23 protein-coding genes are annotated in these 26301 nt (G+C 74.4%); 7 read left to right on the forward strand and 16 right to left on the reverse strand.

Going from position 1 to position 26301, the window contains the following annotated elements; genetic code table 11:
• Window positions 1-226: 226 nt before the first annotated feature.
• Window positions 227-751 (reverse strand): nuclear transport factor 2 family protein, encoded by a 525-nt coding sequence (locus ABD879_RS24310; protein ID WP_345023906.1) that lies wholly within the window; start codon window positions 749-751, stop codon window positions 227-229.
• Window positions 752-913: 162 nt separating this feature from the next.
• Here ABD879_RS24310 and ABD879_RS24315 point away from each other — a divergent pair, with 162 nt between their 5' ends.
• Complete coding sequence (locus ABD879_RS24315) at window positions 914-2320, forward strand: sulfatase-like hydrolase/transferase (RefSeq protein ID WP_345023907.1); 1407 nt, start codon at window positions 914-916, stop codon at window positions 2318-2320.
• 69 nt (window positions 2321-2389) lie between these two features.
• On the opposite strand, the gene ABD879_RS24320 is transcribed toward ABD879_RS24315, so the two are convergent.
• Window positions 2390-4780 carry a HelD family protein gene (locus tag ABD879_RS24320; RefSeq protein ID WP_345023908.1) on the reverse strand — a complete coding sequence of 797 codons (2391 nt, stop codon included), beginning with the start codon at window positions 4778-4780 and terminating at the stop codon, window positions 2390-2392.
• Window positions 4781-5090: 310 nt separating this feature from the next.
• Between ABD879_RS24320 and ABD879_RS24325 the strand changes: the two genes are divergently transcribed.
• Window positions 5091-6320, forward strand: coding sequence for an ATP-binding protein (locus tag ABD879_RS24325; RefSeq protein WP_345023910.1), 1230 nt, complete (start codon window positions 5091-5093; stop codon window positions 6318-6320).
• 323 nt (window positions 6321-6643) lie between these two features.
• Complete coding sequence (locus tag ABD879_RS24330) at window positions 6644-8332, forward strand: alkaline phosphatase D family protein (protein ID WP_345023912.1); 1689 nt, start codon at window positions 6644-6646, stop codon at window positions 8330-8332.
• A 42-nt stretch (window positions 8333-8374) separates the two neighbouring features.
• Here the strand turns inward: ABD879_RS24330 and ABD879_RS24335 are convergent, their stop codons facing one another.
• The 6 genes from ABD879_RS24335 to ABD879_RS24360 all read right to left on the reverse strand — a co-directional run bounded on the left by ABD879_RS24335 (window position 8375) and on the right by ABD879_RS24360 (window position 15477).
• Entirely contained in the window at window positions 8375-9466 is a 1092-nt protein-coding gene (locus ABD879_RS24335) for an ATP-dependent DNA ligase (RefSeq protein ID WP_345023913.1), read from the reverse strand.
• Window positions 9467-9576: 110 nt separating this feature from the next.
• Entirely contained in the window at window positions 9577-10356 is a 780-nt protein-coding gene (locus ABD879_RS24340; RefSeq protein WP_345023914.1) for a pyrimidine reductase family protein, read from the reverse strand.
• A 110-nt stretch (window positions 10357-10466) separates the two neighbouring features.
• Window positions 10467-12575, reverse strand: a complete 2109-nt coding sequence (glgX, locus tag ABD879_RS24345; protein WP_345023915.1) for a glycogen debranching protein GlgX — start codon at window positions 12573-12575, stop codon at window positions 10467-10469.
• A gap of 109 nt (window positions 12576-12684) precedes the next feature.
• Window positions 12685-13212, reverse strand: coding sequence for a GNAT family N-acetyltransferase (locus ABD879_RS24350; protein ID WP_345023916.1), 528 nt, complete (start codon window positions 13210-13212; stop codon window positions 12685-12687).
• Between the two features lie 34 nt (window positions 13213-13246).
• Window positions 13247-13795 carry a DUF4262 domain-containing protein gene (locus ABD879_RS24355; protein ID WP_345023917.1) on the reverse strand — a complete coding sequence of 183 codons (549 nt, stop codon included), beginning with the start codon at window positions 13793-13795 and terminating at the stop codon, window positions 13247-13249.
• 56 nt (window positions 13796-13851) lie between these two features.
• Window positions 13852-15477 carry an acyl-CoA dehydrogenase family protein gene (locus tag ABD879_RS24360; protein WP_345023918.1) on the reverse strand — a complete coding sequence of 542 codons (1626 nt, stop codon included), beginning with the start codon at window positions 15475-15477 and terminating at the stop codon, window positions 13852-13854.
• Window positions 15478-15634: 157 nt separating this feature from the next.
• On the opposite strand from ABD879_RS24360, the gene ABD879_RS24365 reads away from it, so the two are divergent.
• Window positions 15635-16327 (forward strand): DUF1707 SHOCT-like domain-containing protein, encoded by a 693-nt coding sequence (locus tag ABD879_RS24365; RefSeq protein WP_345023919.1) that lies wholly within the window; start codon window positions 15635-15637, stop codon window positions 16325-16327.
• Between the two features lie 13 nt (window positions 16328-16340).
• Here the strand turns inward: ABD879_RS24365 and ABD879_RS24370 are convergent, their stop codons facing one another.
• The 5 genes from ABD879_RS24370 to ABD879_RS24390 all read right to left on the reverse strand — a co-directional run bounded on the left by ABD879_RS24370 (window position 16341) and on the right by ABD879_RS24390 (window position 20158).
• A complete protein-coding gene (locus tag ABD879_RS24370; RefSeq protein ID WP_345023920.1) occupies window positions 16341-16622 on the reverse strand; it encodes a hypothetical protein in 282 nt (93 codons plus the stop codon).
• 94 nt (window positions 16623-16716) lie between these two features.
• Window positions 16717-17448, reverse strand: a complete 732-nt coding sequence (locus tag ABD879_RS24375; RefSeq protein ID WP_345023931.1) for a sirohydrochlorin chelatase — start codon at window positions 17446-17448, stop codon at window positions 16717-16719.
• A 50-nt stretch (window positions 17449-17498) separates the two neighbouring features.
• Window positions 17499-18209: a phosphoadenylyl-sulfate reductase gene (locus ABD879_RS24380; RefSeq protein WP_345023921.1), complete on the reverse strand. Its 711-nt coding sequence runs from the start codon at window positions 18207-18209 to the stop codon at window positions 17499-17501.
• Complete coding sequence (locus tag ABD879_RS24385) at window positions 18206-18385, reverse strand: Insertion element protein (protein ID WP_345023923.1); 180 nt, start codon at window positions 18383-18385, stop codon at window positions 18206-18208. The genes ABD879_RS24380 and ABD879_RS24385 overlap by 4 nt, the downstream gene beginning before the upstream one ends.
• A gap of 120 nt (window positions 18386-18505) precedes the next feature.
• Window positions 18506-20158, reverse strand: a complete 1653-nt coding sequence (locus tag ABD879_RS24390) for a nitrite/sulfite reductase (protein WP_345023924.1) — start codon at window positions 20156-20158, stop codon at window positions 18506-18508.
• 871 nt (window positions 20159-21029) lie between these two features.
• Here ABD879_RS24390 and ABD879_RS24395 point away from each other — a divergent pair.
• The 3 genes from ABD879_RS24395 (at window position 21030) to ABD879_RS24405 (ending at window position 24004) form a co-directional block, all read left to right on the forward strand.
• The gene (locus ABD879_RS24395; protein WP_345023925.1) at window positions 21030-22115 is read left to right on the forward strand and encodes a YihY/virulence factor BrkB family protein; all 1086 of its coding nucleotides are present in this window, start codon (window positions 21030-21032) and stop codon (window positions 22113-22115) included.
• Window positions 22116-22154: 39 nt separating this feature from the next.
• Window positions 22155-23120, forward strand: a complete 966-nt coding sequence (locus ABD879_RS24400) for a phosphotriesterase family protein (protein ID WP_345023926.1) — start codon at window positions 22155-22157, stop codon at window positions 23118-23120.
• Window positions 23121-23281: 161 nt separating this feature from the next.
• Window positions 23282-24004, forward strand: coding sequence for a phosphoribosyltransferase (locus tag ABD879_RS24405; protein ID WP_345023927.1), 723 nt, complete (start codon window positions 23282-23284; stop codon window positions 24002-24004).
• A gap of 324 nt (window positions 24005-24328) precedes the next feature.
• Here ABD879_RS24405 and ABD879_RS24410 read toward each other — a convergent pair whose 3' ends face one another.
• The 3 genes from ABD879_RS24410 to ABD879_RS24420 all read right to left on the reverse strand — a co-directional run.
• Window positions 24329-24625, reverse strand: coding sequence for a WhiB family transcriptional regulator (locus ABD879_RS24410; protein WP_021600082.1), 297 nt, complete (start codon window positions 24623-24625; stop codon window positions 24329-24331).
• Window positions 24626-24816: 191 nt separating this feature from the next.
• Entirely contained in the window at window positions 24817-25725 is a 909-nt protein-coding gene (locus tag ABD879_RS24415; RefSeq protein WP_345023928.1) for a sucrase ferredoxin, read from the reverse strand.
• A 292-nt stretch (window positions 25726-26017) separates the two neighbouring features.
• Window positions 26018-26301 (reverse strand): glycerol-3-phosphate dehydrogenase C-terminal domain-containing protein (locus tag ABD879_RS24420; protein ID WP_345023929.1); only part of this gene is annotated, 284 nt, incomplete at its 5' end.

Genomic DNA, 26301 nt, shown 5'->3' on the forward strand with positions numbered 1-26301 from the left:
GGCGGCGCGGGCGGCGGCAACGGCGGCCGCGGCGTCGGCGGCGCGGCCGCGCGGCACCCGCGCCCACACCTCGCCGGTCGACGGATCCACCGAGTCGAGCGTGCCGCCGTCGGCGGCGGGGCGCAGCTCGCCGCCGATCAGGTTGGAATACTCCCGCAGCTGCCTGGTCATCGCCGTCCCCTCCCGGATCCGTCCCGGCTCGTCACTTGACCAAGCGTATGTTTGGTTACGCGTCCGGGGAAAGGGTGGCCGCCATCAGCGCCCGCAGTTCGGGGTCGGGAGCCGGCGGCTCCCCGGTCGTCCAGGAGACGTGCAGCGCCATGCGCCGGAACCGCCATCCGTCCGGCGTGCGCACCGCCTCGGCCTCGTAGAACCCGCCGGAGACGAACAGCCCGCGCCCGGGGTCGCGGTGGTGGTGGGTGTGGACGGCGTCCCAGCGCGCCCGGGCCCGGTCGCCGTCCAGCTCGATCGGCGGCACCCCCGCCAGGTGCTGGGGCAGGCCGAACGCGTCCACGATCCCGCTCTGGATCGCGGGCGCGTCGGCCCGGCCCGCGAACGACCCGGGCGGGAAGTCGAACCGCACGCCCTCGGTGAACGAGGGCCGCGCCCACGCCTCGTCGAACGGCCGGCCCGCCGGATCCCGCTGCCGCTCGTCGATGGCGGCGAAGCCCCGGAGGGCCAGGTCGGTGATCTCGGCACGGTCGGCCGGCTCCCGAATCCGCCTGCTCAGTTCTGCGATCTCGCTGCTCATGCACTCGACGCTAGGGGTGCGGCCCGGGTCGGGGCATCCGTCGGACGACCGGTGCCGCGCCGCCCCGCATCGGTCGGCGGCCGTCCCGGCATTGCGCGCGATGATCCACATTCCCTACTATTCGAGTAAAAACCACCAAAAAGGTAGGGAAAGGGGGTCCGGGTGACGGCGGAGCGGATCGGCAGGCGGGGCGTCGCGGCGGCGCTCGGAACGGTCGCGGCGGGCACGGTCGCCGGAACGGTGCTGGGCGAGGGCGAGGCCGGGGCGGACGCGGACGAGCGCCCCTTCCGCGCCGACCCGCGCGCCGCGAGCGGCCGGCGGCCGAACTTCCTGATCATCATCGGCGACGACCTGGGCTGGGCCGACCTCGGCTGCTACGGGTCGCCGCACATCCGCACGCCCAACCTGGACCGGCTCGCCCGGGAGGGCCTGCGGTTCACCGACGCCTACTCGGCCGCCGCCGTCTGCTCGCCCACCCGGTTCGCCCTTTATACCGGCCGCTACCCGGGACGGCTGCGCGGCGGACTGGAGGAGCCGATCGCCCGGCCCGACGAGCTGCACGGCATCCCGCCCGGCCACCCCACCCTCGCCTCGCTGCTGCGCGACGCCGGATACGCCACCGCCATGTTCGGCAAGTGGCACTGCGGCTTCCTGCCCTGGTACAGCCCCCTCAAGTCGGGCTGGGACACCTTCTTCGGCAACCTGTCCGGCGCCGTCGACTACTACTCCAAGATCTCCAGCACCGGGGCCGACCTGTACGAGGGCGAGGTCCCGGTCGAGAACCTGGAGTACTACACCGACGCCATCGCCGACCGCGCCGCCGGGTTCGTCCGCGGCCACCGGGACCGGCCGTGGCTGGTCAACCTCAACTTCACCGCGCCGCACTGGCCGTGGGAGGCGCCCGGCGACCGCGCCGTCAGCGCCGAGATCACCGCCCGGGTGAAGGCGGGCGACGCCCGGGCGCTCCGGCACGACGACGGCGGCTCGCTGGCCACCTACACCACGATGGTGCAGGCCATGGACGCCGCCGTCGGCCGGGTGCTGCGGGCGCTGCGCGACAGCGGCCGGGAACGCGACACGTTCGTGCTGTTCACCAGCGACAACGGCGGGGAGCGGTGGTCCTACCAGTGGCCGCTGTCGGGCGCCAAGGGCGGCCTGAACGAGGGCGGCATCCGGGTGCCGAACATCCTGCGCTGGCCCGCCCGCATCCGGCCCCGCCAGGTCAGCCGCGTCCCGGTCATCACGCACGACTGGACGGCGACGATCCTGGAGGCCGCCGGGGTCCGGCCCGCCGCCGGCCACCCGCTGGACGGGCACAGCCTCGTCCCCTACCTGCTCAAGGGGGCGCGGCCGCCCGAACGCGACCTGTTCTGGCGGACGCGCACCGAGGGCGCGGTGCGCCGCGGCAAGTGGAAGTACCTGCGCCGCCAGAGCGGCGAGACGCTGCACGACCTGACCGCCGACCCGCGCGAGCAGGCCGACCTCGCCGCCCGGCACCCCGACGTCCTGCGGGCCCTGCGCGACCGCTGGCAGGAGATCGACAAGGAGCTGCTGCCGTACGAGGGATGAGCGGCATCCGCGGCGGGCGCGGGGCGGGCGCGCCGCGGACGCGGACTCCTCAGGTGGGCCGGGGAGGGCTCAGCGGGACGCCAGCCGCGACAGCATCGGCGGCAGGTCGCCGTCGTGCACCACGGTCAGCCGCCGGGTCGCCCGGGTGATCGCCACGTACAGGTCCTGGCCGCCGCGCGGGGACTGCGCCACGATCCCCGCCGGGTCCACGACGACCACCGCGTCGAACTCCAGGCCCTTGGCCTCCTCGCAGGTCAGCACGGTCACCGGGGAGTCCAGCGCCTCCGGTGTCGCCCCCGCGGGGGCGTCCGGCAGCGCCGCCCGCACGTCGGCGTGCCGCGCCGCCGAGACGATCACCGCGAGCCGCCCCTCGGCGCCCGCGGCGATCTCGCCGAGCTCCGCCTCCACCAGGGCCCGCAGCCGGGGCGCCGTCTGCGCGCGGGGGATGCGGACGGCGGTCGGCGGCGGGCCGTCGTCGCGGACCGCCCGCGGCGCCGTCTGCCCGGGCGCCACCGCCGCCAGCACGTCCTCGGCCACCCGCATGATCGCCGCCGGGGTGCGGTAGTTGACCAGCAGCCGCTGCTCCCGCCAGCCGTCGGTGACGTACCGGTCGAGCATCTGGCCCCACGAGCGCGCGCCCGCAGGGCTGCCGGTCTGCGCGATGTCGCCCACCACCGTCAGCGAACGCGTCGGGACCCGGCGCATCACCGTCCGCCAGGCCATCTCCGACAGCTCCTGCGCCTCGTCCACGATCACGTGCCCGTAGACCCAGGTGCGGTCGGCGGCGGCCCGCTCGGCGGTGGTGCGCGCCGGCCCGTCGTCGTGGTGCCGGTCGGCCAGCAGGCCCGCGTCCAGGCCCTCGACCTCCGTCAGCCCGGCCACCTGGATCACCTCCCGCGCGTACCGCTCCGCCGCGGCGCGTTCGGCCGCGGCGGAGCGGGCGCGGGCCCGGCCCGCCCGGTCGTCCTCGCCGAGCAGCTCGGCCGCCTCGTCCAGCAGCGGAACGTCGGAGACCGTCCACGGGCCGCCCGGCGGGCGCACCAGCAGGTCGCACTCGGCCTCCGTCAGGCCCGCCGCCGCCCCGGCCCGGCCGACCGCGTCGCGGTCGGCGAACAGCTCCTCCAGCAGGCGCTGCGGCGTCAGCTCCGGCCACAGCCCGTCGAGCGCCTCCCGCACCGCCGGGTCGTGCCACAGCGCCTCCTTGGCCAGCCGCAGGTCCGTCTCGTCCAGCAGCGGCTCGTCGGCGCTCTCGGCGATCAGCTCCTGCAGCCAGTCGGGCAGGCCGCCCTCGCGCGCCATCTGCTCCAGGGGCTCGTCGGTCATGCGGTCGTACTGCTCGGCGCGGTTCAGGGCGAGCGCCTGCAGCATCTCGTGCACGAACAGCCGGCGCTGGACGTTGTGCGGGGCGCGCAGCCCGCGGGCGCGGTCGCGCAGGCGCCGGCAGGTCTGGTGGTCGACGCGCAGCGTCATTCCGTCGGCCTCCACCTCCAGGTCGCCGTCGGGGACGCGCTGGCGGTCCCGCACGGCGGCGTCCACCAGCCCCGCCATCCGCAGCCCGCCCTTGAGCACGGCGACCTCGGGCGTCTCGACGGCGGTGGCGCGCACCCCGGGGAACAGCTCGCCGACCGTCCTCAGCACCACGTCCGTCTCGCCGAGCCCCGGAAGCACCTGCTCGATGTACCGCAGGAACGTGGCGTTCGGCCCCACCACCAGCACGCCCCGCCGCTCCAGCACGTCCCGGTGGGTGTAGAGCAGGTACGCGGCGCGGTGCAGCGCGGCGACCGTCTTGCCGGTGCCCGGGCTGCCCTGGACGACCAGGATCCCCGGGAGCCCGGCGCGGATCACCTGGTCCTGCTCCTCCTGGATGGTGGCGACCACGTCGCTCATCCGACCGGTGCGGCCGCGGCGCAGCGCGGCCAGCAGCGCCGCCTCGCCGACGAGGGCGCCGCGGTCGTCCTCGCCGAGCCCGTCCAGGTCGAACACCTCGTCGTCGACGCCGACCACCGTGCGGCCGCGCAGGTGCAGGTGGCGGCGGCGGGCCAGGGTGCCGGGCGAGCCCGGCGTCGCGGTGTAGAAGGGGCGCGCCGCGGGGGCGCGCCAGTCGATCAGGAGGGGCTCGCGGTCCTCGTCGCGCAGCCCGATGCGGCCGATGTACAGCGTGTCGCCCGGCGCGCCGTCCTCGTCCGGGCGGTGGTCGATGCGGCCGAAGCACAGCCCCCGCTCCACCGCGTTGAGCCGGGCCAGCCGGCGGGCCCGCTCGTCGGCGACGACCGTGCGCTCCACCCGCGCCGAGAACGCGCTGCCGCCGCCCTCGCCGGGCCCGGCCCGCAGCGCCTCCTCCGCCGCGGCGCGCTCCTCGTCGAGCCTGTGGTACACCCGCGTCACGTACTCCTGCTCGGCCCGTACGGCGGCGTGCCGCGCGCCCCCGTCCGCCGATGTCTCGCTCTCGGGGGTTGACACGGCTCGGCGGGTTCCCTCTTGACGAGTGGCCATGTAGCCGCTACACTCCTCTTCATAGGATTGGGGTTTTGTGTGCGTTGTGCAGCAGACCCTATCACGCGATGCGCCTTTCGCGCCCGCGTTCTCCCCTCTTTTCCCGCTCCGCTTCCGCCTCGGCGGGCGACGCTCCTGGTCGGCGCTTCGAACACCGCGGAACGTGTTTCGGGTCACCCCGATCGGGGATCGTGCTCTGCGGAGCAACCGGGGGGCGGGCGGCCGCCCCGCGGACGGGACGCCGCCTGCCGCCACCCTCAAGGACCGGAGCCGTGCGATGGCGGACATAGATTTCGCGCAGGTGTACGAGGCGTCCCCGGTCGCCGCGGCGGTGCTGTCGCCCGACCTGAAGTACATCCTGGTGAACCGCGCCTACGAGCGGACGCTGGGACGAGACCGCGACGAGCTCCTCGGCCGGCACATCCTCGAAATGTTCCCCGGGGGGCCCGAGGGCCACGGCTGCAAGGAACTGCGGGCCTCGCTGGACCGGGTGGTGGCCGAGGGCGAGACCGACGTGCTGGCGCTGCTGCGCTACGACGTGGAGGTCCCCGGGCGGCCGGGGGTGTTCGAGGAGCGCTACTGGAACGCCGTCAACGCCCCGATACCGGCCCCGGACGGAACCGTCACCGGCATCATCCTCCGGGTGGAGGAGGTCACCGAGTACGTCGACCAGCTCCGGCGGGCCGGGAGCCCCGGCACGGGCTCGCCGGCCGAGCGCAGCGCCCTGCTGGAGGCCGAGATCTTCGCGCGGACCCGCGAACTGCAGCAGATCAACCAGCGGCTGCGGCACGCCCGGATGGAGGAGCGCCGCACCTGCGACCGGCTGCGGCAGGCGGTGGAGCAGCAGCGCCAGGCCATCAGCGACACCTCCCACGACCTGCGGGCGCCCATCACCGGCCTGCTGGCCCGGCTGGAGGAGGCCCTGTCCGACCCGGAGGCCGACCTGCGGCAGATCGTGCACGCGGCGCGCCACGACGCCGAGCGGCTCGGCGGCATCGTCGCCGAGCCGCTCGAACTCGCCCAGCTCGACGCGGGCGTGCAGGTGTCGACCGAGCCGATCGACCTGGCCGGGGTCGTCCAGGCCGAGCTGGCCCTGCGCAGGCCCGCCCTCGACATCGCCACCCGGCTCGCGCCGGGCGTCGTCGTCCAGGGCTCGCCCATCCGCCTGGCCCGCCTGCTGGCCAACCTGATGACCAACGCCGAACGCCACGCCCGCAGCAGGATCGAGGTGTCGGTCGCCGCCGTCGGCGACCGGGCCGTCCTGGAGGTCGCCGACGACGGGCCGGGCATCCCGCCCGACGAGTGCGAGAAGGTCTTCGACCGCTTCTACCGCTGCCGCGACGCCCGCGAACGCGACCCGTCCGGCACCGGCCTGGGCCTGCCGATCGCCCGCCAGATCGCCGAGGCCCACGGCGGCACGCTGCAGGCGGCTCGCGCTCCCGGCGGCGGTGCCCGCATGGTCCTCACCCTGCCGCTGCAGGCGTCACCGCAGCGCGCCGGCGGCTGACCCGCCGGCGCGCGGCGGAGCCGGGCCTGCTCACGTTGTGCCACGGCAGGAGTACTCGCCGTCGGCGAGGGTATCCCCGGTGCGGGAGTGATCACTCGGCCCACGGGGAATGACGTGCGTTCTGGCGCGGGAACGGGGGGCGTTCTCGGGGGGCGGTGGCGGGCGGACCGCGGACGCGGTGCGGGCGCCGCCCGGTTTCTCATGGCGGACGTGAAGGGATCGTTCTTGTTGGGGTGGCCGTCACTCCGCGACAACCCTCCGGCCATCGGCCTTGGTGAAGCTGTCCGCCGTTCGATGTCGGATATCTCCCGAAAGGGCACCTTATGGCCGCTGCCGTGCACCTGGTCAACCGGAGATCCTTCCTCGTCACCACGGGTCTGGCCGTCGGCACCGCCGCCGCGCTGCCCGCGGTCGCCGGCCCGGCCCGCGCCGCCGCGCGGCGCGGTCCCGGGAAGCCGGCCACCGACCCGTTCACCCTGGGCGTCGCCTCGGGCGACCCCGACCACGACGGCTTCGTGCTGTGGACGCGGCTGGCCCTGGAGCCGCTGGCCGAGGACGGCCTCGGCGGCATGCCGGCGCGCCACGTCCCGGTGGAGTGGCAGGTCGCCTCCGACCCGCGGTTCCGCAGGATCGAGCGGCGGGGCGTCGCCGTCGCGCGGCCCGAGTCGGCGCACAGCGTGCACGTCGAGCTGAACGGCCTGCGGCCCGACCGCGACTACTGGTACCGGTTCCGCGCCGGCGGGTACGTGTCGCCGGTCGGGCGGGCCCGCACCGCGCCGCGCCCCGACACCTTCGGGCCCGCGCTGGCCATGGCGTTCGTGTCGTGCTCGCAGTTCGAGCACGGGTACTTCACCGCGTACCGGCGGCTGGCCGAGGAGCACCCCGACCTGGTCCTGCACCTGGGCGACTACCAGTACGAGTACCGGGCGGACACCTACACCGTCCCCGGCGGCAACGTCCGCGACCACGAGGGGCCAGAGACCGTCACACTGGCCGACTACCGGCGGCGGCACGCCCAGTACAAGTCCGACCCCGACCTGCAGGCCGCGCACGCCGCCGCCCCGTGGCTGGTGGTGTTCGACGACCACGAGGTCGAGAACAACTGGGCCGGATGGGTGCCCGAGGCGAGCTCCGACACCCCCGACCCCGAAGAGTTCAGGAAGCGGCGCGCCGCGGCGTTCCAGGCGTACTACGAGAACATGCCGCTGCGCCGGTCGTCGGTGCCGAACGGCCCGAACATCCAGATCTACCGGCGCGTCCGGTGGGGCCGCCTGGCCAACTTCCACATGCTCGACACCCGGCAGTTCCGCGACGACCAGGCCTGCGGCGACGGGTACCGGGAGTGCGCCGCCGCCTCCGACCCGTCCCGGTCGATCACCGGGCCGCGGCAGGAGCGGTGGCTGCTGGACGGGTTCCGCCGCTCCACCGCGCGCTGGGACATCATCGGCCAGCAGGTGTTCTTCGCCCAGCGCGACAACAACGCCGGCCCGGCCAAGGTCACCAGCATGGACGCCTGGGACGGCTACGCGGCCTCCCGCGAGCGCATCACCAGGGGCTGGATCGAGGCCGGGGTGCGCAACCCCGTGGTGCTCACCGGCGACGTGCACGCCCACTGGGCCGGCGAGCTGAAGCTGGACTACGACGACCCGACCGGCAGGGCGGTCGGCGCCGAGCTGGTCTGCACGTCGATCACCAGCGGCGGGGACGGCGCCGACTCCGACCCGGCCGACCACCCGTTCCTGAAGATCAACCCGCACCTGAAGTTCTACAACAACCAGCGCGGCTACGTGATGACGCGCATCGGCAAGGGCGAGATGCGCGCCGACTTCAAGACGCTGCCGACGGTGCGGGACCGCGACGCGGAAGCCTCCATCAAGGCGACCTTCGTCATCGAGGACCGCGTCCCCGGTCTGAACCAGACCTACCTGCGTCCGTACGTCAGCTCCATGGAGGCGCGCGCCCAGCGCGACCTGGGCGAGGAGACGGTGCGCAGCGAGACCCAGCGCCCTTAGCACCCTTCCGCAAGGCGCCCCGCGCGCCCCGCGGCGACGGCGTCACCCGTCGGCGCGGGGCGCGCCGGCGCCTCCGCCGAGGATGTCGTCCAGGTCGTAGGCGACCGGAACCTCCAGCTGCTCGTAGGTGCACGAGGCGGGGGTGCGGTCGGTGCGCCAGCGGCGGAACCGGGCCGTGTGGCGGAACCGGTCGCCCTCCATGCCGTCGTAGGCGACCTCCACCACCAGCTCCGGGCGCAGCGCCACCCAGGACAGGTCCTTCTTGCCGGTCCAGCGGGAGACCGCGCCGGGCATGCGGTCGGCCGTCGCCCCGGTCTGCCGGGCCCAGCCCTCCCACGGGTGGCCGGTCAGGTCGGTCATCCGGTACGGCTCCAGCTCCCGCACGAGCTCGGCCCGGCGCGCCATCGGGAAGGAGGCCGACACGCCGACGTGCTGCAGCGCGCCCCGCTCGTCGTAGAGGCCGAGCAGGAGGGACCCGACGACCGGCCCGGACTTGTGCCAGCGGAAGCCCGCCACCACGCAGTCCGCGGTCCGCTCGTGCTTGATCTTGAACATGGCGCGCCGGTCCGGCCGGTAGGCGGTGCCCACGGGCTTGGCGACCACCCCGTCGAGCCCGGCGCCCTCGAACTCGGCGAACCAGCGCAGCGCCACCTCGTAGGAGTCGGAGGCGGGCGTGACGTGGATGCTCGGCCCGACGCCGGCCAGGGCGTCCACCAGCCGCCGGCGCCGCTCGCCCAGCGGCGTGTCCAGCAGCGACTCGTCGCCGAGCGCCAGCAGGTCGAAGGCGACGAACGAGGCCGGGGTCCGCTCGGCCAGCAGGGCGATGCGCGAGGCGGCCGGGTGGATGCGCTGCTGGAGGGCGTCGAAGTCCAGCCGGGGGCCGCGGCGCAGGATGATCTCGCCGTCCACCACGCAGCGCTCCGGCAGCTCCCGCCGCACCGCCGCGACCAGCTCGGGGAAGTAGCGGGTCAGCGGCCGCTCGCCGCGGCTGGACAGCTCCACCTCGTCGCCGTCGCGGAACACCACGCAGCGGAAGCCGTCCCACTTCGGCTCGTACAGCAGGTCGCCTTGGGGCATGGTCTTGACGGCCTTGGCGAGCATCGGCGACAGGGGCGGGCGAATGGGCAGGTCCATTTCCCCATCGTGGCCCTGACCTGTGACAAAACAGGGAAACGGAGCGGAAAGCCTTCGCGTTGACCGGCGGGCCGTACGCCGGCCTGCGCGCCGCGCCGCCCGCCGCGGGCCTAACGGCGGACGTAGCGCAGGAACAGGTAGTCCTCGTCGTCCCGGTAGGCCGCGGCCAGCCGCAGCCGGGGCGGGACGGGCACCGCCGGGCCGTTGAGGATCCGCACGGCGCCGCCCGCCAGCAGCATCGGGCTGACCGTCAGGCACAGCTCGTCCAGCACACCGGCCGCCACGACCTGCGCCAGCACCCGCGGGCCGCCCTCGCACAGCATCCGCTCGTGGCCGCGCGCCATCAGCTCGGCGACGGCGGCGGCGAAGTCGAGCCGGTCCTCGCCCGCGACGATCACCTCGGCGCGTTCGGCGGCGGCGCGCACCCGCCCCGGCGGCGCGGTGCGCGTCGTCAGCACGATGGTGCGGGCCCGCGGGTCGGCCTCGGTGAAGACGGGGGCGTCCAGGTCCAGGTCGAGGCGGTGCGACACGATCGCCAGCGGCGGCACGGGGGAGCGGCCGGCGCGCAGCTTCTCCCAGCCGCCGGGGCCGGGGGCGACGGGCCCGTAGCCCTCGGCGCGGACCGTGCCCGCCCCGACGATCACCACGTCGGCCAGCCCGCGCAGCAGGGACAGCAGCCTGCGGTCGGTCTCGTTGCCGAGCCCGCCGGACCGGTCGTCGCGGGCGGCCGCGCCGTCCGCACTGGCGATCATGTTGGCCCGCAGCCAGGGCCCGCCCGGAGGATAGGCGTAGGCGTCGGCCGGCCGGACCGGGGCGCCGGCGGCGAGGGGGCGCAGCGCCGGTTCGGCGTCGGTCGGCTGCTCGGCGGGGTCGAGAGGGGGTTCGTGCATAGGCCGAGGCTACGCGGGGCCGCGCCGCACCAGAGACGCCTCATGACAGACGTCTCACAAGAGTCGTCTCACACCGCACGCCTCACACCGCACGCCTCACACCGGTCGCCTTATGACAGGCGCCGCAGGACGAGCAGCGCGCGGCTCGGCACGTCCAGCCGGTCGCGCGCCTCGACCGGGGGCCGCCCGCCGGCCGTGCTCCTGCCCGAGGTGTCCAGGGCGAACTCCCAGCGCTCGCCGTAGGCCGCGCCGGGCAGGGTGAAGGCGACCGGCTCGGAGTGCGCGTTGATCAGCAGCAGGAACGAGTCGTCGCGGACGGGCCGGCCGCGCGGGTCCGGCTCGGTGATGGCGTCGCCGTTGAGGAAGACGCCCAGCGACTTGGCGAACCCCGCGGCCCAGTCGTCGCCGGTCATGGCGTCGCCGGAGGGGGTGAGCCAGGCGATGTCGGCGGGCCGCTCGGCGCCGGGCGCCGTCCCCCGGAAGAACCGCCGCCGCCGGAACACCGGGTGGTCGCGCCGCAGCCGCGACAGCGTGCGCACGAACTCCAGCAGGCCGTCCGCGCCGTCGTCGTCCCAGTGCACCCAGGTCACCTCGCCGTCCTGGCAGTAGGCGTTGTTGTTGCCGCGCTGGGTGCGGCCCAGCTCGTCGCCGTGCGACAGCATCGGCACGCCCTGCGACAGGAACAGCGTGGCCAGGAAGTTGCGGCACTGCCGGGCCCGCAGGGCGAGGATCCCGGGGTCGTCGGTGGGGCCTTCGCGGCCGCAGTTCCAGGACCGGTTGTCGTCGGTGCCGTCCCGGTTGTCCTCGCCGTTGGCCTCGTTGTGCTTGCGCTCGTAGGCGACCAGGTCGGCCAGGGTGAAGCCGTCGTGGCAGGTGATGAAGTTGATCGAGGCGAAGGGGCGGCGGGAGCTGTGCTCGTACAGGTCGCTGGAGCCGGTCAGCCGGGAGGCGAACTCGGGCATGCTGCCGGGCCGGCCCCGCCAGAAGTCGCGCATGGTGTCGCGGTACTTGCCGTTCCACTCGGTCCACAGCGGGGGGAAGTTGCCGACCTGGTAGCCGCCCTCGCCCACGTCCCACGGCTCGGCGATCAGCTTGACCTGGGAGACCACCGGGTCCTGCTGCACCAGGTCGAAGAACGCCGCCAGCCGGTCCACGTCGTGCAGTTCGCGGGCCAGCGCCGAGGCCAGGTCGAAGCGGAACCCGTCGACGTGCATCTCCGTCACCCAGTACCGCAGCGAATCCATGATCAGTTGCAGGGCGTGCGGGCTGCGCACGTTCAGCGAGTTGCCGCAGCCGGTGTAGTCGAGGTGGTAGCGCCTGTCGTCGTCGCGCAGCCGGTAGTAGGAGGCGTTGTCGATGCCGCGGAACGACAGCGTCGGCCCCAGGTGGTCGCCCTCGGCGGTGTGGTTGTAGACCACGTCGAGGATGACCTCGATGCCCGCCTCGTGCAGCGTCCGCACCATCGCCTTGAACTCCGGCACCTGCTCGCCGGCCTGCCCGGACGAGCTGTAGGCGTTGTGCGGCGCCAGGAACCCGATGGTGTTGTAGCCCCAGTAGTTGGTCAGGCCCCGCGCGACCAGGGCGTGCTCGGGGACGAACTGGTGCACCGGCATGAGCTCCACGGCGGTGACGCCCAGGCCCGCCAGATGGTCGATCATGACGGGGTGGGCCAGCCCCGCGTACGTGCCGCGCAGCTCCTCGGGAAGCGCCGGGTGCAGCCGGGTCAGGCCCTTGACGTGCGCCTCGTAGATCAGCGTCTCGTGGTAGGGCACCCGCGGCGGCCGGTCGTCGCCCCAGTCGAAGAACGGGTTGATCACCACGTTCTTCGGCATGTGGGGGGCGCTGTCGTCGTCGTTGACCGCGTCCACGTCGGCGAACCGGTAGGAGAACAGCGACTCGTGCCAGCGCACCTCGCCCTCCACGGCCTTGCCGTACGGGTCGAGCAGCAGCTTGGCGGGGTTGCACCGGTGGCCGTTCCCGGGGTCGTACGGTCCGTGCACCCGGTACCCGTAGCGCTGCCCGGGGCCCACGCCCGGCAGGTAGGCGTGCCAGACGAACCCGTCCACCTCCGGCAGGTCGCAGCGGGTCTCGCGGCCCGCCGCGTCGAACAGGCACAGCTCCACCCGGTGCGCGACCTCGGAGAAGAGCGCGAAGTTGGTCCCCGTGCCGTCCCAGGTGGCGCCCAGCGGGTACGGCTCCCCGGGCCAGACCTCCCGCATCGTCCTCCGCTCCTCGGTGTCGGCGTGTCCTCGGTGTCGGCGTGGTCGCAAGGCGTCCGGAGTGTCCCTTACCCGCCCCGCCCGCCTGACCCCCGCGCGCCCGGCGCGGTCATGCGGGGCCGAGGGGGCCGGAGCGCCAGATGACCTCGCCGTCGCACGTCCCGGGCGCGGGGGACAGGCCGAGGCGGCGGGCCACGGTGGCGGAGGCGGCGTTACCGGGGTGGATGGCGGCGGTGATCTCGGTGACGCCGTGCGCGGCGAGCCAGCCGACCATGGCGCGGGCGGCCTCGGTGGCGAAGCCGAACCCCTGGTAGGGCATGCCGATCATCCAGGCGACCGCGGCCCGGCTGCCGCGCGGGCCGGGCCGGACGGTGGCCTGGACGAAGCCGACCGCGCGCCGGTCGCGGCGCCGCCGGACCACCCAGTTGGGCCAGCACTCCTGGTGGAACGGGGCGGGCCCGGCCGCCAGGCGGGCATAGCGGGCGCGCAGCTCGGCGGCGGTCGGCGGCCGCCCGCCGATGTAGCGGTGCAGCCTGGGGTCGGCGAGCGCCTCGGCCATCTCCTCGGCATGGTGCGCGGCCAGCGGCTCCAGCAGCAGACGGGAGGTGCCAAGGGGCTCGGTCAGCGGACCGAACACCCGCCCGAGCCTATGCCCTGCCGGGACGAAACGGTCACAGGTGGCGCGTCCAGATGCCCGGCGGGTGCTGGCGCGGGGGCAGCCACAGCCACGGCTGGGAGCGGCGGAAGGGCAGGTCGGTGCCCGGCTGCCAGGGGAACAGCCCGTCCGGATTCGGCCAGGCCGCCTGCAGGATCGGCGGCGGCGAGCTCCGGTAGAACGCCACCGCGCCGCCGAACATCGCCCGGTGCCAGCCGGGGTCCACGGCGCGGAACGCGGCGGGCATGCCGCGCAGCACGTCCTCGCGGCGCTCCCCGTCGGCGACCGGGCGGCCCGCGGCGATCTGCCGGCCCAGCGCGTTGAGGGCCCCCTCCATCTCGTACACGTCGCCGCCGAACATGCCCAGCTCGGGGGAGCGGTGGCTGTGCCACAGCCCGATCGTGTACGCCCAGCCCGGCCCCTCCTCGTCCGCCCCGACCAGCACCACGCTCCACCCGTACTCGGTGATGTGCACGATGGTGCGCAGCTCGAAGTTGTCCAGGCGGTCGCGATCGCCGTAGTCGTGGCAGATGATGCAGTGGCACTGGGGCGGCCCGGCGGACATGGCCCACAGCTTACGGTCGGACGCCGCCGCGGGCGCCCCGCCCACCGCCCCGCCGCCTAGGCCGTCCGGGCGCGGTCGATGATCGCGGCGAGGTCGAGGCCGGGCGGCAGGGTGCCGAAGGCCGCCCCCCAGTCGCCGTCCAGGCGGGTGGCGCAGAACGCGTCGGCGACGGCCGGGTGGCCGTGCCGGACCAGCAGCGACGCCTGCAGGACGAGGGCGAGCCGCTCGACGACGCGGCGGGCGCGCAGCTCGATCGTGGCCGGGTCGGCCAGGGCGTCCTTGACCTGCTTGACGGCCGAGTCCAGCCGGGAGTCGGCGCCGGACGCCGCCGCCACCTCGGCGAAGAACGCCTCCACCGTCTGCGGCTCCCGGGCCATGGCGCGCAGCACGTCCAGCGCCGCGACGTTGCCCGACCCCTCCCAGATCGAGTTCAGCGGCGACTCGCGGAACAGGCGGGGCATGCCCGACTCCTCCACGTACCCGTTGCCGCCCAGGCACTCCAGGGCCTCGGCGGCGTGGACGGGCCACCGCTTGCACACCCAGTACTTGCTGACGGCCAGCGCGAGGCGCTTGAACGCGGTCTCGGACTCCTCGCCGCGCACCGACCGGTCGGTCGCCCCCGCCAGGCGCAGCATGAGCACCGTCGCGGCCTCCGACTCCACGGCCAGGTCGGCCAGCACGTTGCGCATCAGCGGCTGGTCGATCAGCGCGCGGCCGAACGCCCGGCGGTGGACGGCGTGGTGGACGGCGGTGACGGTGCCGTGCCGCATGCCCGCGGCGGCGCCGATCACGCAGTCCAGCCGGGTCATGTTGACCATCTCGATGATCGTGCGCACGCCGCGGCCGCCCTCGCCGACCTGCCAGCCCAGGGCGCGGTCGTACTCGATCTCGGCGGAGGCGTTGGAGCGGTTGCCCAGCTTGTCCTTCAGCCGCATCAGCCGCATCGGGTTGCGCGTCCCGTCGGGCAGCACGCGCGGCACCAGGTAGCAGGTCAGCCCCTCCGGGCCCTGGGCGAGGGTGAGGAACACGTCGCACATGGGCGCGCTGGTGAACCACTTGTGCCCGGTCAGGCGGAACGCGCCGTCCGGTCCGGGCTCGGCGCGGGTGGTGTTGGCGCGCACGTCCGAGCCGCCCTGCTTCTCGGTCATCGACATGCCCGCCAGCAGGCCCGCCTTGGTGAGCGGGGCGCGCAGGCCGAAGTCGTACTCGCGGGCGGTCAGCAGCGGCTCGTAGGCGGCGGCCAGCTCGGGGCTCTGCCGCAGCGCGGGCACGGACGCGTAGGTCATGCTGACGGGGCAGCCGTGGCCGGCGTCCACCCGCCACACGTAGAACCCGGCGGCCCGCGCCACGTGCGCGCCGGGGCGGTCGTCGGCCCACGGCGCGGCGTGCAGGCCGTGCGACACCGCGACGCGCATCAGCTCGTGCCAGGCCGGGTGGAACTCCACCTCGTCGATGCGGTGCCCGTAGCGGTCGTGGGTGCGCAGGACGGGCGGGTACTCGTTGGCGAGGCGCCCCCACTCCTGCGCCTGCTCGGTGCCCGCCAGGCGGCCCAGCTCGCGGATGCCCTCCGCCGCCCACCCGGCGCCCTCGCGCGCCAGCCCGTCCAGCAGAGCGGGGTCGTCGGCCACGTCGTGCCCGACGAGCGGGGGGACCTGGTTGAGCACCTCGTGGGTCGGGGGCATCGCACACCGCCTTTCACCATGCCGTCCCCAGTACAGTACCGAACCCTGTTCGGCGGGCGGCGGGCGGCGGCCGTCCGGCCGGTCCTCCTTGAGGGCGGGAGGAAACTCGTCCGGGCGGCGGAGGGTACGGCGGGCGGCGTCACGTACCGTCTGACACATGGCCGACTCCACCTCGCAGCAGAGTCCGCGCCAGGCGCCCCGCCCGGACACGGCCGAGGCGCCGACGCGCGTGTCGGACGCCGAGCGCGAGGCCGCCGTCGAGCGGCTGCGCGTCGCCTCCGTGGAGGGCCGGCTGACCTTCGCGGAGCTGACCGAGCGCACCGAGAAGGCGTACCTGGCCGTCACCCGCGCGGACCTGGAGGGGATCACCGCCGACCTGCCCGCCATGGGCGCGCCCGGAGCGGACCCCGCGCTGCCCGCGCCGCGCCGGTTCCACGCCGTCATGGGCGACTGCGACGAGCGCATCAGCGGCCGCATCAGCGACGCGCTGGAGGCCCACGCGGTGATGGGCGACGTCGTGCTCGACCTGCGGCAGGCGCAGGTCCCCACCGGCGAGGTGGAGGTCTGCGTCACCGCCGTGATGGGGGACGTGCGGATCATCGTGCCGGACGGCGTGCGGGTCGAGCTGACCGGCTACGCGGTCATGGGCGACCGCAGGGTCGCCGTGCGGGAGGTGCCGCCCGGCATGCGGGTGCCCGTCGTGCGGGTGCGGGCCAAGGCCGTCATGGGCGACATCAAGATCGTCGACGACGAGCACCACGCCCCGGTGCGCCGGGCCCTGGCGTCCTGGTGGCGGCAGCGCCGCTCCCGGGGCGGGGGCCACGGCCCCGGCCCGGGCCCCGACGGCTGACGCGCTCCCGCCGCTACCGGGAGTCGTCGCGGCGTTCGGCCTCCCGGACGCCCTCCTCGTCGGGCGGCAGCGCGTCGGGCTGCCCGACGTCCACGCCGGGCACTCCGGTGCCGCTGACCTCGTCCTCTTGGCGGGCCATGCCCTGCTCCCGCGGGAGGGTGCCGCCCTCGCCCGGCGCCTCGGGCGGCCGGTCCGCATCGGTCCGCCCGCGCGCGTCGCCGCCCCGGGTGACGGGGGCGAACCGCTTGTCCCGCGTCTCCTCCGGCTCGTGGCCCAGATCTTCGCGTTCGGTCATGCACCGCCGCATACCCGCCCTGACGCGGGTATGCATGACCGGTCTCCCCGCCGGCGGCCCTCTCAGCCGGCGGCCCTTTCAGCCGGCGGCCCTCTCAGACGGCGACCGCGCCGGCGTCCGCGGCCGCCTCGTCGTAGCGGTGCAGCACCAGGTCGGCCAGCTCGGGGGCGGCGCCCAGCACGGGCGACACCGCGTCCGCCCCGGCCGCCAGGGACTCCTCCCGCACCCTGTCGGCGAAGTACCCGGGCGCCAGGAAGTAGGAGGCCACGGCCACGCGCGGCGCGCCCGCGTCCCGCAGCGCCGCGACCGCCTCGCCGGGCGTGGGACGGGCCGCCGACGCGTACGCCGGCACCACGCCCCGCCAGCCCCGGGACCGCCACCGGCGCGCCGTCGCCCCGATCGTCGCGTTCGCCGACGGGTCGCTGGACCCCGCCGCCACCAGCACCACGGCGGTGCCGGGGTCGCCGGCCGGCACGCCGGCCTCGGCCAGCCGCCGCTCCAGCGCCGCCACCAGCAGCGGATGCGGGCCCAGCGTGGCCGCCGTGCGCAGCTCCAGGCGGGGGTGCTGCGCACGGACGCGGGCCAGCACCCCCGGGATGTCGGTCTTGCTGTGGTACGCCGCCGTCAGCAGCAGCGGCAGCACCACGGCCGAGGGCTCGCCGCGGCGCGCCAGCCCGTCCAGCACCCCGGCGGGCGCCGGGGGCGCATGGTCGAGGAAGGAGGCCAGCACCTCCAGGCCCGGCCGCCGCCCCCGAACGGCGGCCAGCAGCTCCTCGACGGTGGCGGCGGCGCGCGGGTCGCGGCTGCCGTGCGCCACCGCGACCATCGGCGCCGGACGCGCGCCCGCCGCCGTCACCGAGGGAACGGATGGACGCGTCACAGATGGATGCCGCACTCGGTCTTGCCCGTCCCGGCCCAGCGGCCGCTGCGCGGGTCCTCGCCCGGCGCCACCGGACGGGTGCAGGGCTCGCAGCCGATCGAGGGGTAGCCGTCGTAGTGCAGCGGGTTGACCAGCACGCCGTTGTCGGCGATGTAGTTGTCCATGTCCTCCTGGGACCAGTGCAGGATCGGGTTCACCTTGACCATGCCGCGCCGCCCGTCCCACTCGACGACCTTGCGGTCGCGGCGGCTGGCGGTCTCCTCGCGGCGGATCCCGCTGAACCAGGCCATGTAGCCCTCCAGGGCCTTGGTCAGCGGCTCCACCTTGCGCAGGTGGCAGCACAGGTCGGGGTTGCGCCCGTACAGCCGCGGCCCGAGGGCGGCCTCCTGCTCGGCCACGGTCCGCGACGGCGTCACGTTGATCACGTTGACCGGGTAGACGGCCTCCACCGCGTCCCGGGTGCCGATGGTCTCGGCGAAGTGGTAGCCGGTGTCGACGAACAGGACGTCGATGCCCGGCTTGACCTTGGACACCAGGTGGATCAGCGCCGCGTCCGACATCGAGGACGTCAGGCAGATGCGGTCGCCGAAGGTCGCCACCGCCCAGCGGATGATCTCCAGGGTGGACGCGCCCTCCAGGGCCGCGGCGGCCGAGGCGGCGACGTCCTCCAGGTCCAGGGACTGTCTGTCGGTCTCCAGCAGTGTCACCGGAAAGTCTCCTCGTGTGTCCGGCGCCCGGCCGCCCGCGCGTCCCCGACGCCGAGGAATCTCAGCCTGAAGACGCGCAGGCAGTCCCCGCACGCCCAGGTCCCGTCCTCCTCGTGCGGCCGCAGGTGCTCCTCGCCGCAGTACGGGCAGTAGAACGGCGCCGCTCGTTCGCTCATTGCTCGAAGCCTTGTGGGATCGGTTACAGCGATCGTTATCAACGATCGGCTACGAAGATCGGTTGCGAAGACCGGCGGCGGTGGTGCGGCCGCCCGGGGACGGCCGCGCGCCCGCGTCCGCTACTTCAGGTCGGCCTCGTCGGCGCGCTCCACCCAGTCGGCGAAGCTCTCGCCGTCGCGGCGCTGCTCGTCGTACTTGCGCACGACCCGCTCGATGTAGTCGGTCAGCCCGGCGGAGGTGGTCTTCAGGCCGCGCACCTTCCGGCCGAAGGAGGCGCCGACCTGGCCGCCCAGATGGATCTGGAAGCCCTCGACCTGGTCGCCGTTCTCGTCCAGCACCAGCTGGCCCTTCAGGCCGATGTCGGCGACCTGGATGCGGGCGCAGGCGTTCGGGCAGCCGTTGAGGTTGATGGTCAGCGGCTGGTCGAAGTCGGGCAGCCGCTTCTCCAGCTCGTCGATCAGGTCCATGGCCCGCTGCTTGGTCTCGACGATCGCCAGCTTGCAGTACTCGATGCCGGTGCAGGCCATCGTCTGGCGGCGGAAGACGGACGGGCGCACCTGCAGGTCGTGCGCGGCCAGCTCCTCGGCCAGCGGCTCGGTGTTCTCCGCGGGGACGTCCAGGATCACCATCTTCTGCTCGGTGGTGGTGCGCACCCGGCCCGACCCGTACCGCTCGGCCAGGTCGGCGACCGTGCGCAGCAGCTCGCCGTTGACCCGGCCCGCCCTGGGCGCGAACCCGACGTAGAAGCGGCCGTCCCGCTGCGGGTGGACGCCCACGTGGTCGCGGTGCGGCAGCGGCGGGGTGGGCGCCGGCCCGTCGGGCAGCGCGTACCCCAGGTACTCCTTCTCCAGCACCTCGCGGAACTTCTCCGGGCCCCAGTCGGCCATCAGGAACTTGAGCCGGGCGCGGTGCCGCAGCCGCCGGTAGCCGTAGTCGCGGAAGATCGAGGTGACGCCCGCCCAGACCTCGGGCACCCGCTCGGGCGCCACGAACGCGCCCAGCCGCTTGCCGAACATCGGGTTGGTGGACAGGCCGCCGCCGACGAACAGGTCGTAGCCGGCCTTGCCCTCGTCGTTGACCACGCCGACGAACGCGACGTCGTTGATCTCGTGCACGGTGCAGTGCGACCGGCACCCGGAGATCGCCGTCTTGAACTTGCGCGGCAGGTTGGAGAACTCCGGTGAGCCGATGTAGCGGTCGGCGACCGCGCGGATCGCCGGGGAGGCGTCGATCACCTCGTCGGCCGCGATCCCGGCCAGCGGGCAGCCGATGATCACGCGCGGGGTGTCGCCGCAGGCCTCGGTGGTGGACAGCCCGACCGCCTCCAGCGCCTCCCAGATCGCCGGGACGTTCTCGATCTCCACCCAGTGCAGCTGGATGTTCTGCCGGTCGGTGATGTCGGCGGTGCCGCGGGCGTACTTCACCGAGATGTCGGCGATCGTGCGCAGCTGCGCGGCGTCCAGCTGGCCGCCGTCGACGCGCACCCGCAGCATGAAGTAGCGGTCGTCGAGCTCCTCGTCGGCCAGCACCGCGGTCTTGCCGCCGTCGATGCCGGGGCGGCGCTGGGTGTACAGCCCGTACCAGCGGAACCGGCCGCGCAGGTCGGCCGGGTCGATGGAGTCGAAGCCCCGCTTGGCGTAGATGTCGATGATCCGGCGGCGGACGTTCAGTCCGTCATCGTTCTTCTTGTTCTCTTCGTTCTTGTTCAGCGGCTCGCGGTAGCCGAGGGCCCACTGGCCCTCGCCCCGCTTGCGTCTGGTCGCTGGTGGCACGGCGCGCGTCCTTGTCGGTCAGGGCGGTCGGTGTCGTGGGGCGGACGCATGGCGCACCGGCGGTCGCGAAAATGCCGGGCTCGACGCTGAGCGGAGGCGGTGACACGGGACGCCGGGGCACCACGCACCCGCGGAGCGAAAACAGGGGGCGTGGTCGGGGCGTCACCGACAGATCGCGCTGCGGACGCGGAGGAAGTCGACGTGCCGGCGCATCACCAGCAACGGGTCCGCAGCAGTCATATCAGCACTTTGACACGCCCTCTTGCGGCATGTCCAGTTGCGTCCGGCATGCGGACACCGGAGGCGTTCGATCGTCACGGCGGGACCGTTCACCCCTGCCGCCTCCAGTTCACCCGTGGTTCGCCGGCCGGCGGTGCGTCCGTCCGGTCGGGGGCCGCCGCGTCCCGGGAGTCCGCCGCCTCGTCGCGGCGGCGCCGTTCCGGCGTCGCGGGGACGGCCAGGTGCTGGCAGTCGCACCACGAGCCGCCACGGCACTCGCCGTGGCGGTGCTCCCGGCACGCCGCGCAGATCACCCCTCCATTGTCCCCGATGGGGCGCGATGCCTGCGCGCGGGCCCGCCGGTACGGCGGCGGTCTCCCGGCCGGTCCGCCAAATGATCTTGGGCGGGCGGGGCGCGGCGCGCGTCGAACGGTGTGCAACGGCGCGGACCGGGTGGACCGAAACGAGCGGAACGGATCGAGCGGATCGAGCCGAGCGGAACGGACGCGGCGGACGGCGGCGGCGCCCGCGGCGGCGGGGGAGGGGCCGCCCGCCCCGTGCGTGACGGTCCGACCACGGGACGTGCGAAGCGGAGTGCGGATTTGGGTGGTGTGCAATGGCCTGGCCGGAATACACCCTACGGTGGGTGGGCATGACCAGCGTGTTCAGGTCGGCCAACCTGCATTTCCGGGCCTGGGCGCGCGCCATGCGGCTGAGACGACGTCCGGAGACGTCCGCCCCCGCGGCCGGCGGACCGGCCGACGATCCCGCCGGCGGACCGGCCGGCGATGCGGCGGGCCCGGCGGGGGAGCGTCCGGCCGTCCGCGCGGTCGCCTGGGGGCTGGTGCGGGACACCGCCGTCGCGGCCTTCCGCTACCGGGTGACGGGTCTGGCCGCCGAGGCCGCGTTCTTCGCGCTGCTGTCGCTGCCGCCTCTGGTCATCGGGCTGGTAGGGCTGATGGGCCACCTGCGCGGCCTGCTCGGGACCGGCGCCGTCGGGGAGATCCGCGCCTGGGTGATCGCGCGGGCCGAGACCGTGCTCACCGGGCCCGCGGTCGACTCCGTGGTGGTCCCGCTGATCGACGAGGTGATCCGCGGCGGCAGCCCCAACATCGTGTCCCTGAGCTTCGTGTTCACGCTGTGGGCGGGGTCGCGCGCCACCAACGTCTACGTCGACACCATCACGATCGCCTACGGGCTGTCGGGCGTGCGCGGGGTGGTGCGCACCCGGCTGCGCGCGTTCTTCCTCTATCTGGTGGGCCTGGTCGTCATGCTGGTCGTCCTGCCGCTGCTGGTGGTCGGGCCCGCGCTGCTGCGGCGGGCGCTGCCGGAGGAGGGCGCGGGGTACGTCATGGCGGCGTACTGGCCGGTGGTGGTGACGCTGTCGATCCTGTTCCTGGCGCTGCTGTACCACATGAGCATCCCGGTGCGGACGTCCTGGTGGCGGCAGGTGCCGGGCGCGGTGCTGGCACTGGTGATGTGGATCGTCGGCGGGTTCCTGCTGCGGCTGTACCTGAGCGGGTCGCTGAGCGGCGGGATATCGGTGTACGGGCCGCTGTCGGCGTCGATCGCGATGCTCGCCTGGCTGTACGTGGCGGCGCTGGCGGTGCTGGTGGGCGCCGCGCTCAACGCCGAGATCGACCGGCGCTGGCCGAGCGGCGACACCGCCCGGGCGCGCGCCGCCGCGGCGGCGGACGGGCCGCCAAACGTCCCGCCGGGTAAAAACTGCGCCGACTAATGGTCTGAAATGGCCAAACATGTCGTAGCCTCGCGTGACATGACCCTGCATGAGGAGAACGGCGGCCGGATCCGCACGGTGACCGGCGCCGTTCCCGTCTCCGCCGTCACCGGGCCGGTCCTGCCGCACGAGCACCTGCGGCTGGACCTGCGGTGGCCGAGCCGTCCCGCGCTGCTGGCCTCCGACCCGCGGCGGTGGCTGGACGAGGAGAAGGCGGTCATGGTCGAGCTGGCGCAGCTGCGCGCCGACCGCGAGCTGTCCCTGGTCGTGGACCTGACCTGCGCCGGGATGGGGCGCAGCGCCCCGTCGCTGGCCCGCATCAGCGCCGGGTCGCGGGTCGCGGTGGTGGCGGGCACCGGCGTGTTCACCGAGCCGTTCCACCCCGACTTCGTCGGCGACGCCGACGTGGAGCGGCTGGCCGAGCACTTCCTCGCCGAGATCGGCTTCGGCATCGACGGCACCAACGCGCTGCCCGGCGTCATCGGCGAGATCGGCACCTGGGGCGAGGCGCCCACCGAGCGCGAGGAGCGCTGCCTGCGCGCCGCCGCCCGCGCCGCCCGCTACTCCGGGCTGCCGGTGGCGACCTGCGGCCGCGCCGGGGCGGCCCAGCTGGACATCCTCACCGGCGCGGGCCTGGAGCCGCACCGCGTCGCCGTCGGCCGCCAGGACCTCGCCGACGACCCCGCCCTGCCCCGCAAGATCGCCGAGGCGGGCGCGTACGTGTCGTTCGGCTCGCTCGGCCTGGCGGGGGAGGACCCGGTGGCCCTGGGGGCCCGCGTGCGCGCCGTCATGGAGCTGCTGGAGGCCGGGCTGGCCGACCGGGTGCTGCTGAGCACGGGCGTGTCCCGCATGGCGCACGTGCGCCGCTACGGCGGCGCGGGCTACGGCTACCTGTTCGAGGTGTTCCTGCCCGCGCTGCGCGCCGCGGGGGCCGACGAGGACACGCTGACGCGGATCGTCCGCGACAACCCGCTGCGCTGGCTCGCCTGCACCGACGCGGCCTGACGGGTCCCAGGCGCCGCCTGGCGGTGCGCCCCCGGCGTCCGACCCGGCGGTGCGGCCCCGGCGGCCCGATGCGCGGCCGGGCCGGCTCGATAACTCGGCGAGGCTGGGTAGGGAACGGGGCAGGGGACAGGCGGAGTCCGCGACCCCGGGAGGGGGCGCCGATGCCCTGGAACAGGACCGGCGGTGGCACCGCGCGTGGCGCGGGATCCGCCACCGAGAGCGTCCGGCTGCCGTTCACCGACCGCGCCGAGGCGGGCCGCCTCCTGGCCGAGCGGCTGGTCCCGATGGGCCTGGAGGGGGCGGTGGTGCTGGCGCTGCCCCGCGGCGGCGTGCCGGTCGGCTACGAGGTCGCCCGCCGGCTGTCGCTGCCGGGCCGGCCCGCCCGGCTGGACGTGCTGGTCACCCGCAAGATCGGCTATCCGCTGCAGCCGGAGCTGGGCGTGGGCGCCGTCGCCGAGGGCGGCGAGCCGGTGTTCGACCGCGACCTGCTGGACCGCCTGTCGCTGGACGAGGACGACCTGGCCGCCACGGTCGAGGCCGAACGCGCCGAGCTGGACCGCCGGGTGCGCGCCTACCGGGGCGACCGGCCCCTGCCCGACCTGGCCGGGCGCGCCGTCATCGTGGTGGACGACGGGCTGGCGACCGGCGGCACGGCCCGCGCGGCGCTGCGCGCGGTGCGGGCGCGGCGCCCGGCGCGGCTGGCGCTGGCGGTGCCGGTGGGCGCCGCGCAGACCGTGCGGGCGATGGACGCCGAGGCCGACGACGTCGCGGTGCTGGCGGCGCCGTGGTCGTTCCGCGCGGTGGGCCAGTGGTACCGGGACTTCGAGCAGCTGACCGACGCCGACGTCATCTCCTGGCTGGACCGCGCCCGCCTCGCCGAGTGATCCGGCGCGGGCGGGAAGCCGGTGCTACAAGGGCCCGCACGGGCGTGTCAAGCCGAATCGGAAAATGACGGCAAGTGAGAATTCGCGTAAATTGATCACACGCCGGGCCGGCCTCGGGTATTGCGCTCGCCCCATAGCGCGTATTCGCGTCCCGCGCGGGGTTTTCCGCGGCACCGTGACGTACATGTGACGGACATGTGATGAAAGCCGCCGCGCGTTTTCATGCGCGGGCAACGCAAACGGCCCCGCGGTGCGGGGCCGTGACGTTTTCCGGTGGCGTACCGGGGTGCGCGACGCGGCGATCGGGCGTCCCGTGGGATCGCCTCAGGCGGCGTTCGCGCGACGCATCCGGCGACGGCGCTCCGAGGCGCGCTCGTCTTCGTTCAGACCGCCCCAGGTGCCGTACTTCTCGGGCCGGGACACCGCGTAGTCCAGGCACTCGGTACGCACGGGACAGCCCATGCAGATCTGCTTGGCCTTGCGCTCACGGATCTCCCGCTCGGGCTGACGCTCGCCGTCGGGTCCGAAGAAGAGCACCAGGTCTTCCCCCCGGCACGCCGCGGCGTCCTGCCAGCCCCAGCTGGGACGAGGGAGGTTTGCCTGCCGACGTACCTGAGCCATGGAACACCCACCTTGGTTGGTTTGCTGAGCAATTTCGGGACATGGACGCTCGACGTGCGACAAGACGTGCGTCAGCAGCGCCGAGAGGTCCAACGTCTGGAGTTGCCGCTTGTGTTCCCCGCCCGGTCGCGTTCCGGGACGAGGGGCCGCGTGCGGCAAGGGAGACCCTCGAAAATGGGGCCTCCGAGAGATTACACGAGGGCCGCCTCGTTGAGAAGGGTGAGTTCCCTAACAACGTAGGTTCCGAGGTTCTCTTGACACCCCGGGCCGCATGGATCGGTCTGCTCGACGCGTTCCATGGCGATCCGGTAACGCCTCTCCCCTACAACAACCACCGCCTCGTACGGAGATGTTCCCGACAGCGATTCCACGGTGACCGCCGTCACGCCGCGGGCCCCGGTGTGCGCCCGCGCGAAGTGCTCGGCGGCCTGCGCCGGTTCGGGGAGCCCGGCGCGGCCGCGCAGCCGGTCCAGCACCACCTCGCCCCGCAGGTAGGCGTCGACGGCCCGCACGGCCTCGTCGAGGTCGAGATCGCCGTAGTACACGCCGTGCGGAAGACATACCAGGTTGGCTGCGAAGCGGTCACCGCCGACGTGGGTCGTTTCCCAGACAAAAGGGTCGAAACGTGCGGTCAGCTCGCGGGCGAGCGGAGCGCCGTGGCGGGCGCAGCAGACGTTGCGCCGGCCGTGCGCGCACACCAGCAGCAGCGGGTCGGCGACCGGTTCGCCGAACCCGGGGGAGCGCCCGGCGGCGACCGCCGCCAGGTCCAGATCGGCCAGTTCGGCGGGGTCGGCGAGCTCGCGTCCCTCCAGCCAGACGCGCTCGCCGTGCGAGTAGCCCACGTACACCTGCACCGGCGGGATGCGGCGGCGCCGGCCGGACCTGCGGATGAGCTGCGGCCGCACGCCCGCCGCCTGGGCGGCGCGCACGGCCGCGGAGATCGCGGCGGGGCCGGGCAGGTCCTGCTCGACGCGCTCGGGCCACGGCCCCGGGTGCTCGACGAGCAGCCAGGCGCGCGCCTTGGTGGTCGCGCTCGCCAGGCACGGCCGCTCGCCCGAGTGACTGCCCGGGCAGTGGGCGCAGCTGTTACGGCGCGTCACGTGGGACCCCCGATGATCGAGAACTTGATTAGGTTAGGTTAACCTAATCAAGCTTTCGGTCGCCAGGAGACATGATTCATCTCATACCCACGATTTGATCTCTAATGACCCGGTGATGCTCCGTTTCTGCTGTTGTCACCGGCTATTGGACACAGATTCGGCGTCTTGCCTGCAAGCAGGGGTGTGCTTCCCGTACGGTTAGGTCGAGCTTGCTCTAGCGCACGTCCGTCACACTGCGCCACCATGCGCCCGGTCGTCGCGCGGGCCGACGCGCGGGCCGACGACCGCGGCGTCACGGCACGGGAAGGAGGGCCTCGGCCGCGGGCAGGGCGGCGGCGCGGTCGGCCGGCACCAGGCCGATGCGAGTGCGGCGGTCGAGCAGGTCGCCGACGTCCAGCGCGCCCTCGTGGCGCACCGCCCAGGCCAGTTCGGCGCGCAGCACCGGCAGGCCGGGCAGCACCGGCTCCAGCAGCGAGGCGTCCTCGCGCGCCTGCGCCGCGCCGAGCGCCGCCTCCGCGCCGTACCGCCGCACGAGCGGGCGCGGCGCGACCTGCTCGGCCAGCCGGGCGGGCGGGA

The sequence above is a fragment of the Actinomadura keratinilytica genome (assembly GCF_039539665.1).
GTDB classification, from domain to species: Bacteria; Actinomycetota; Actinomycetes; order Streptosporangiales; family Streptosporangiaceae; genus Spirillospora; species Spirillospora keratinilytica.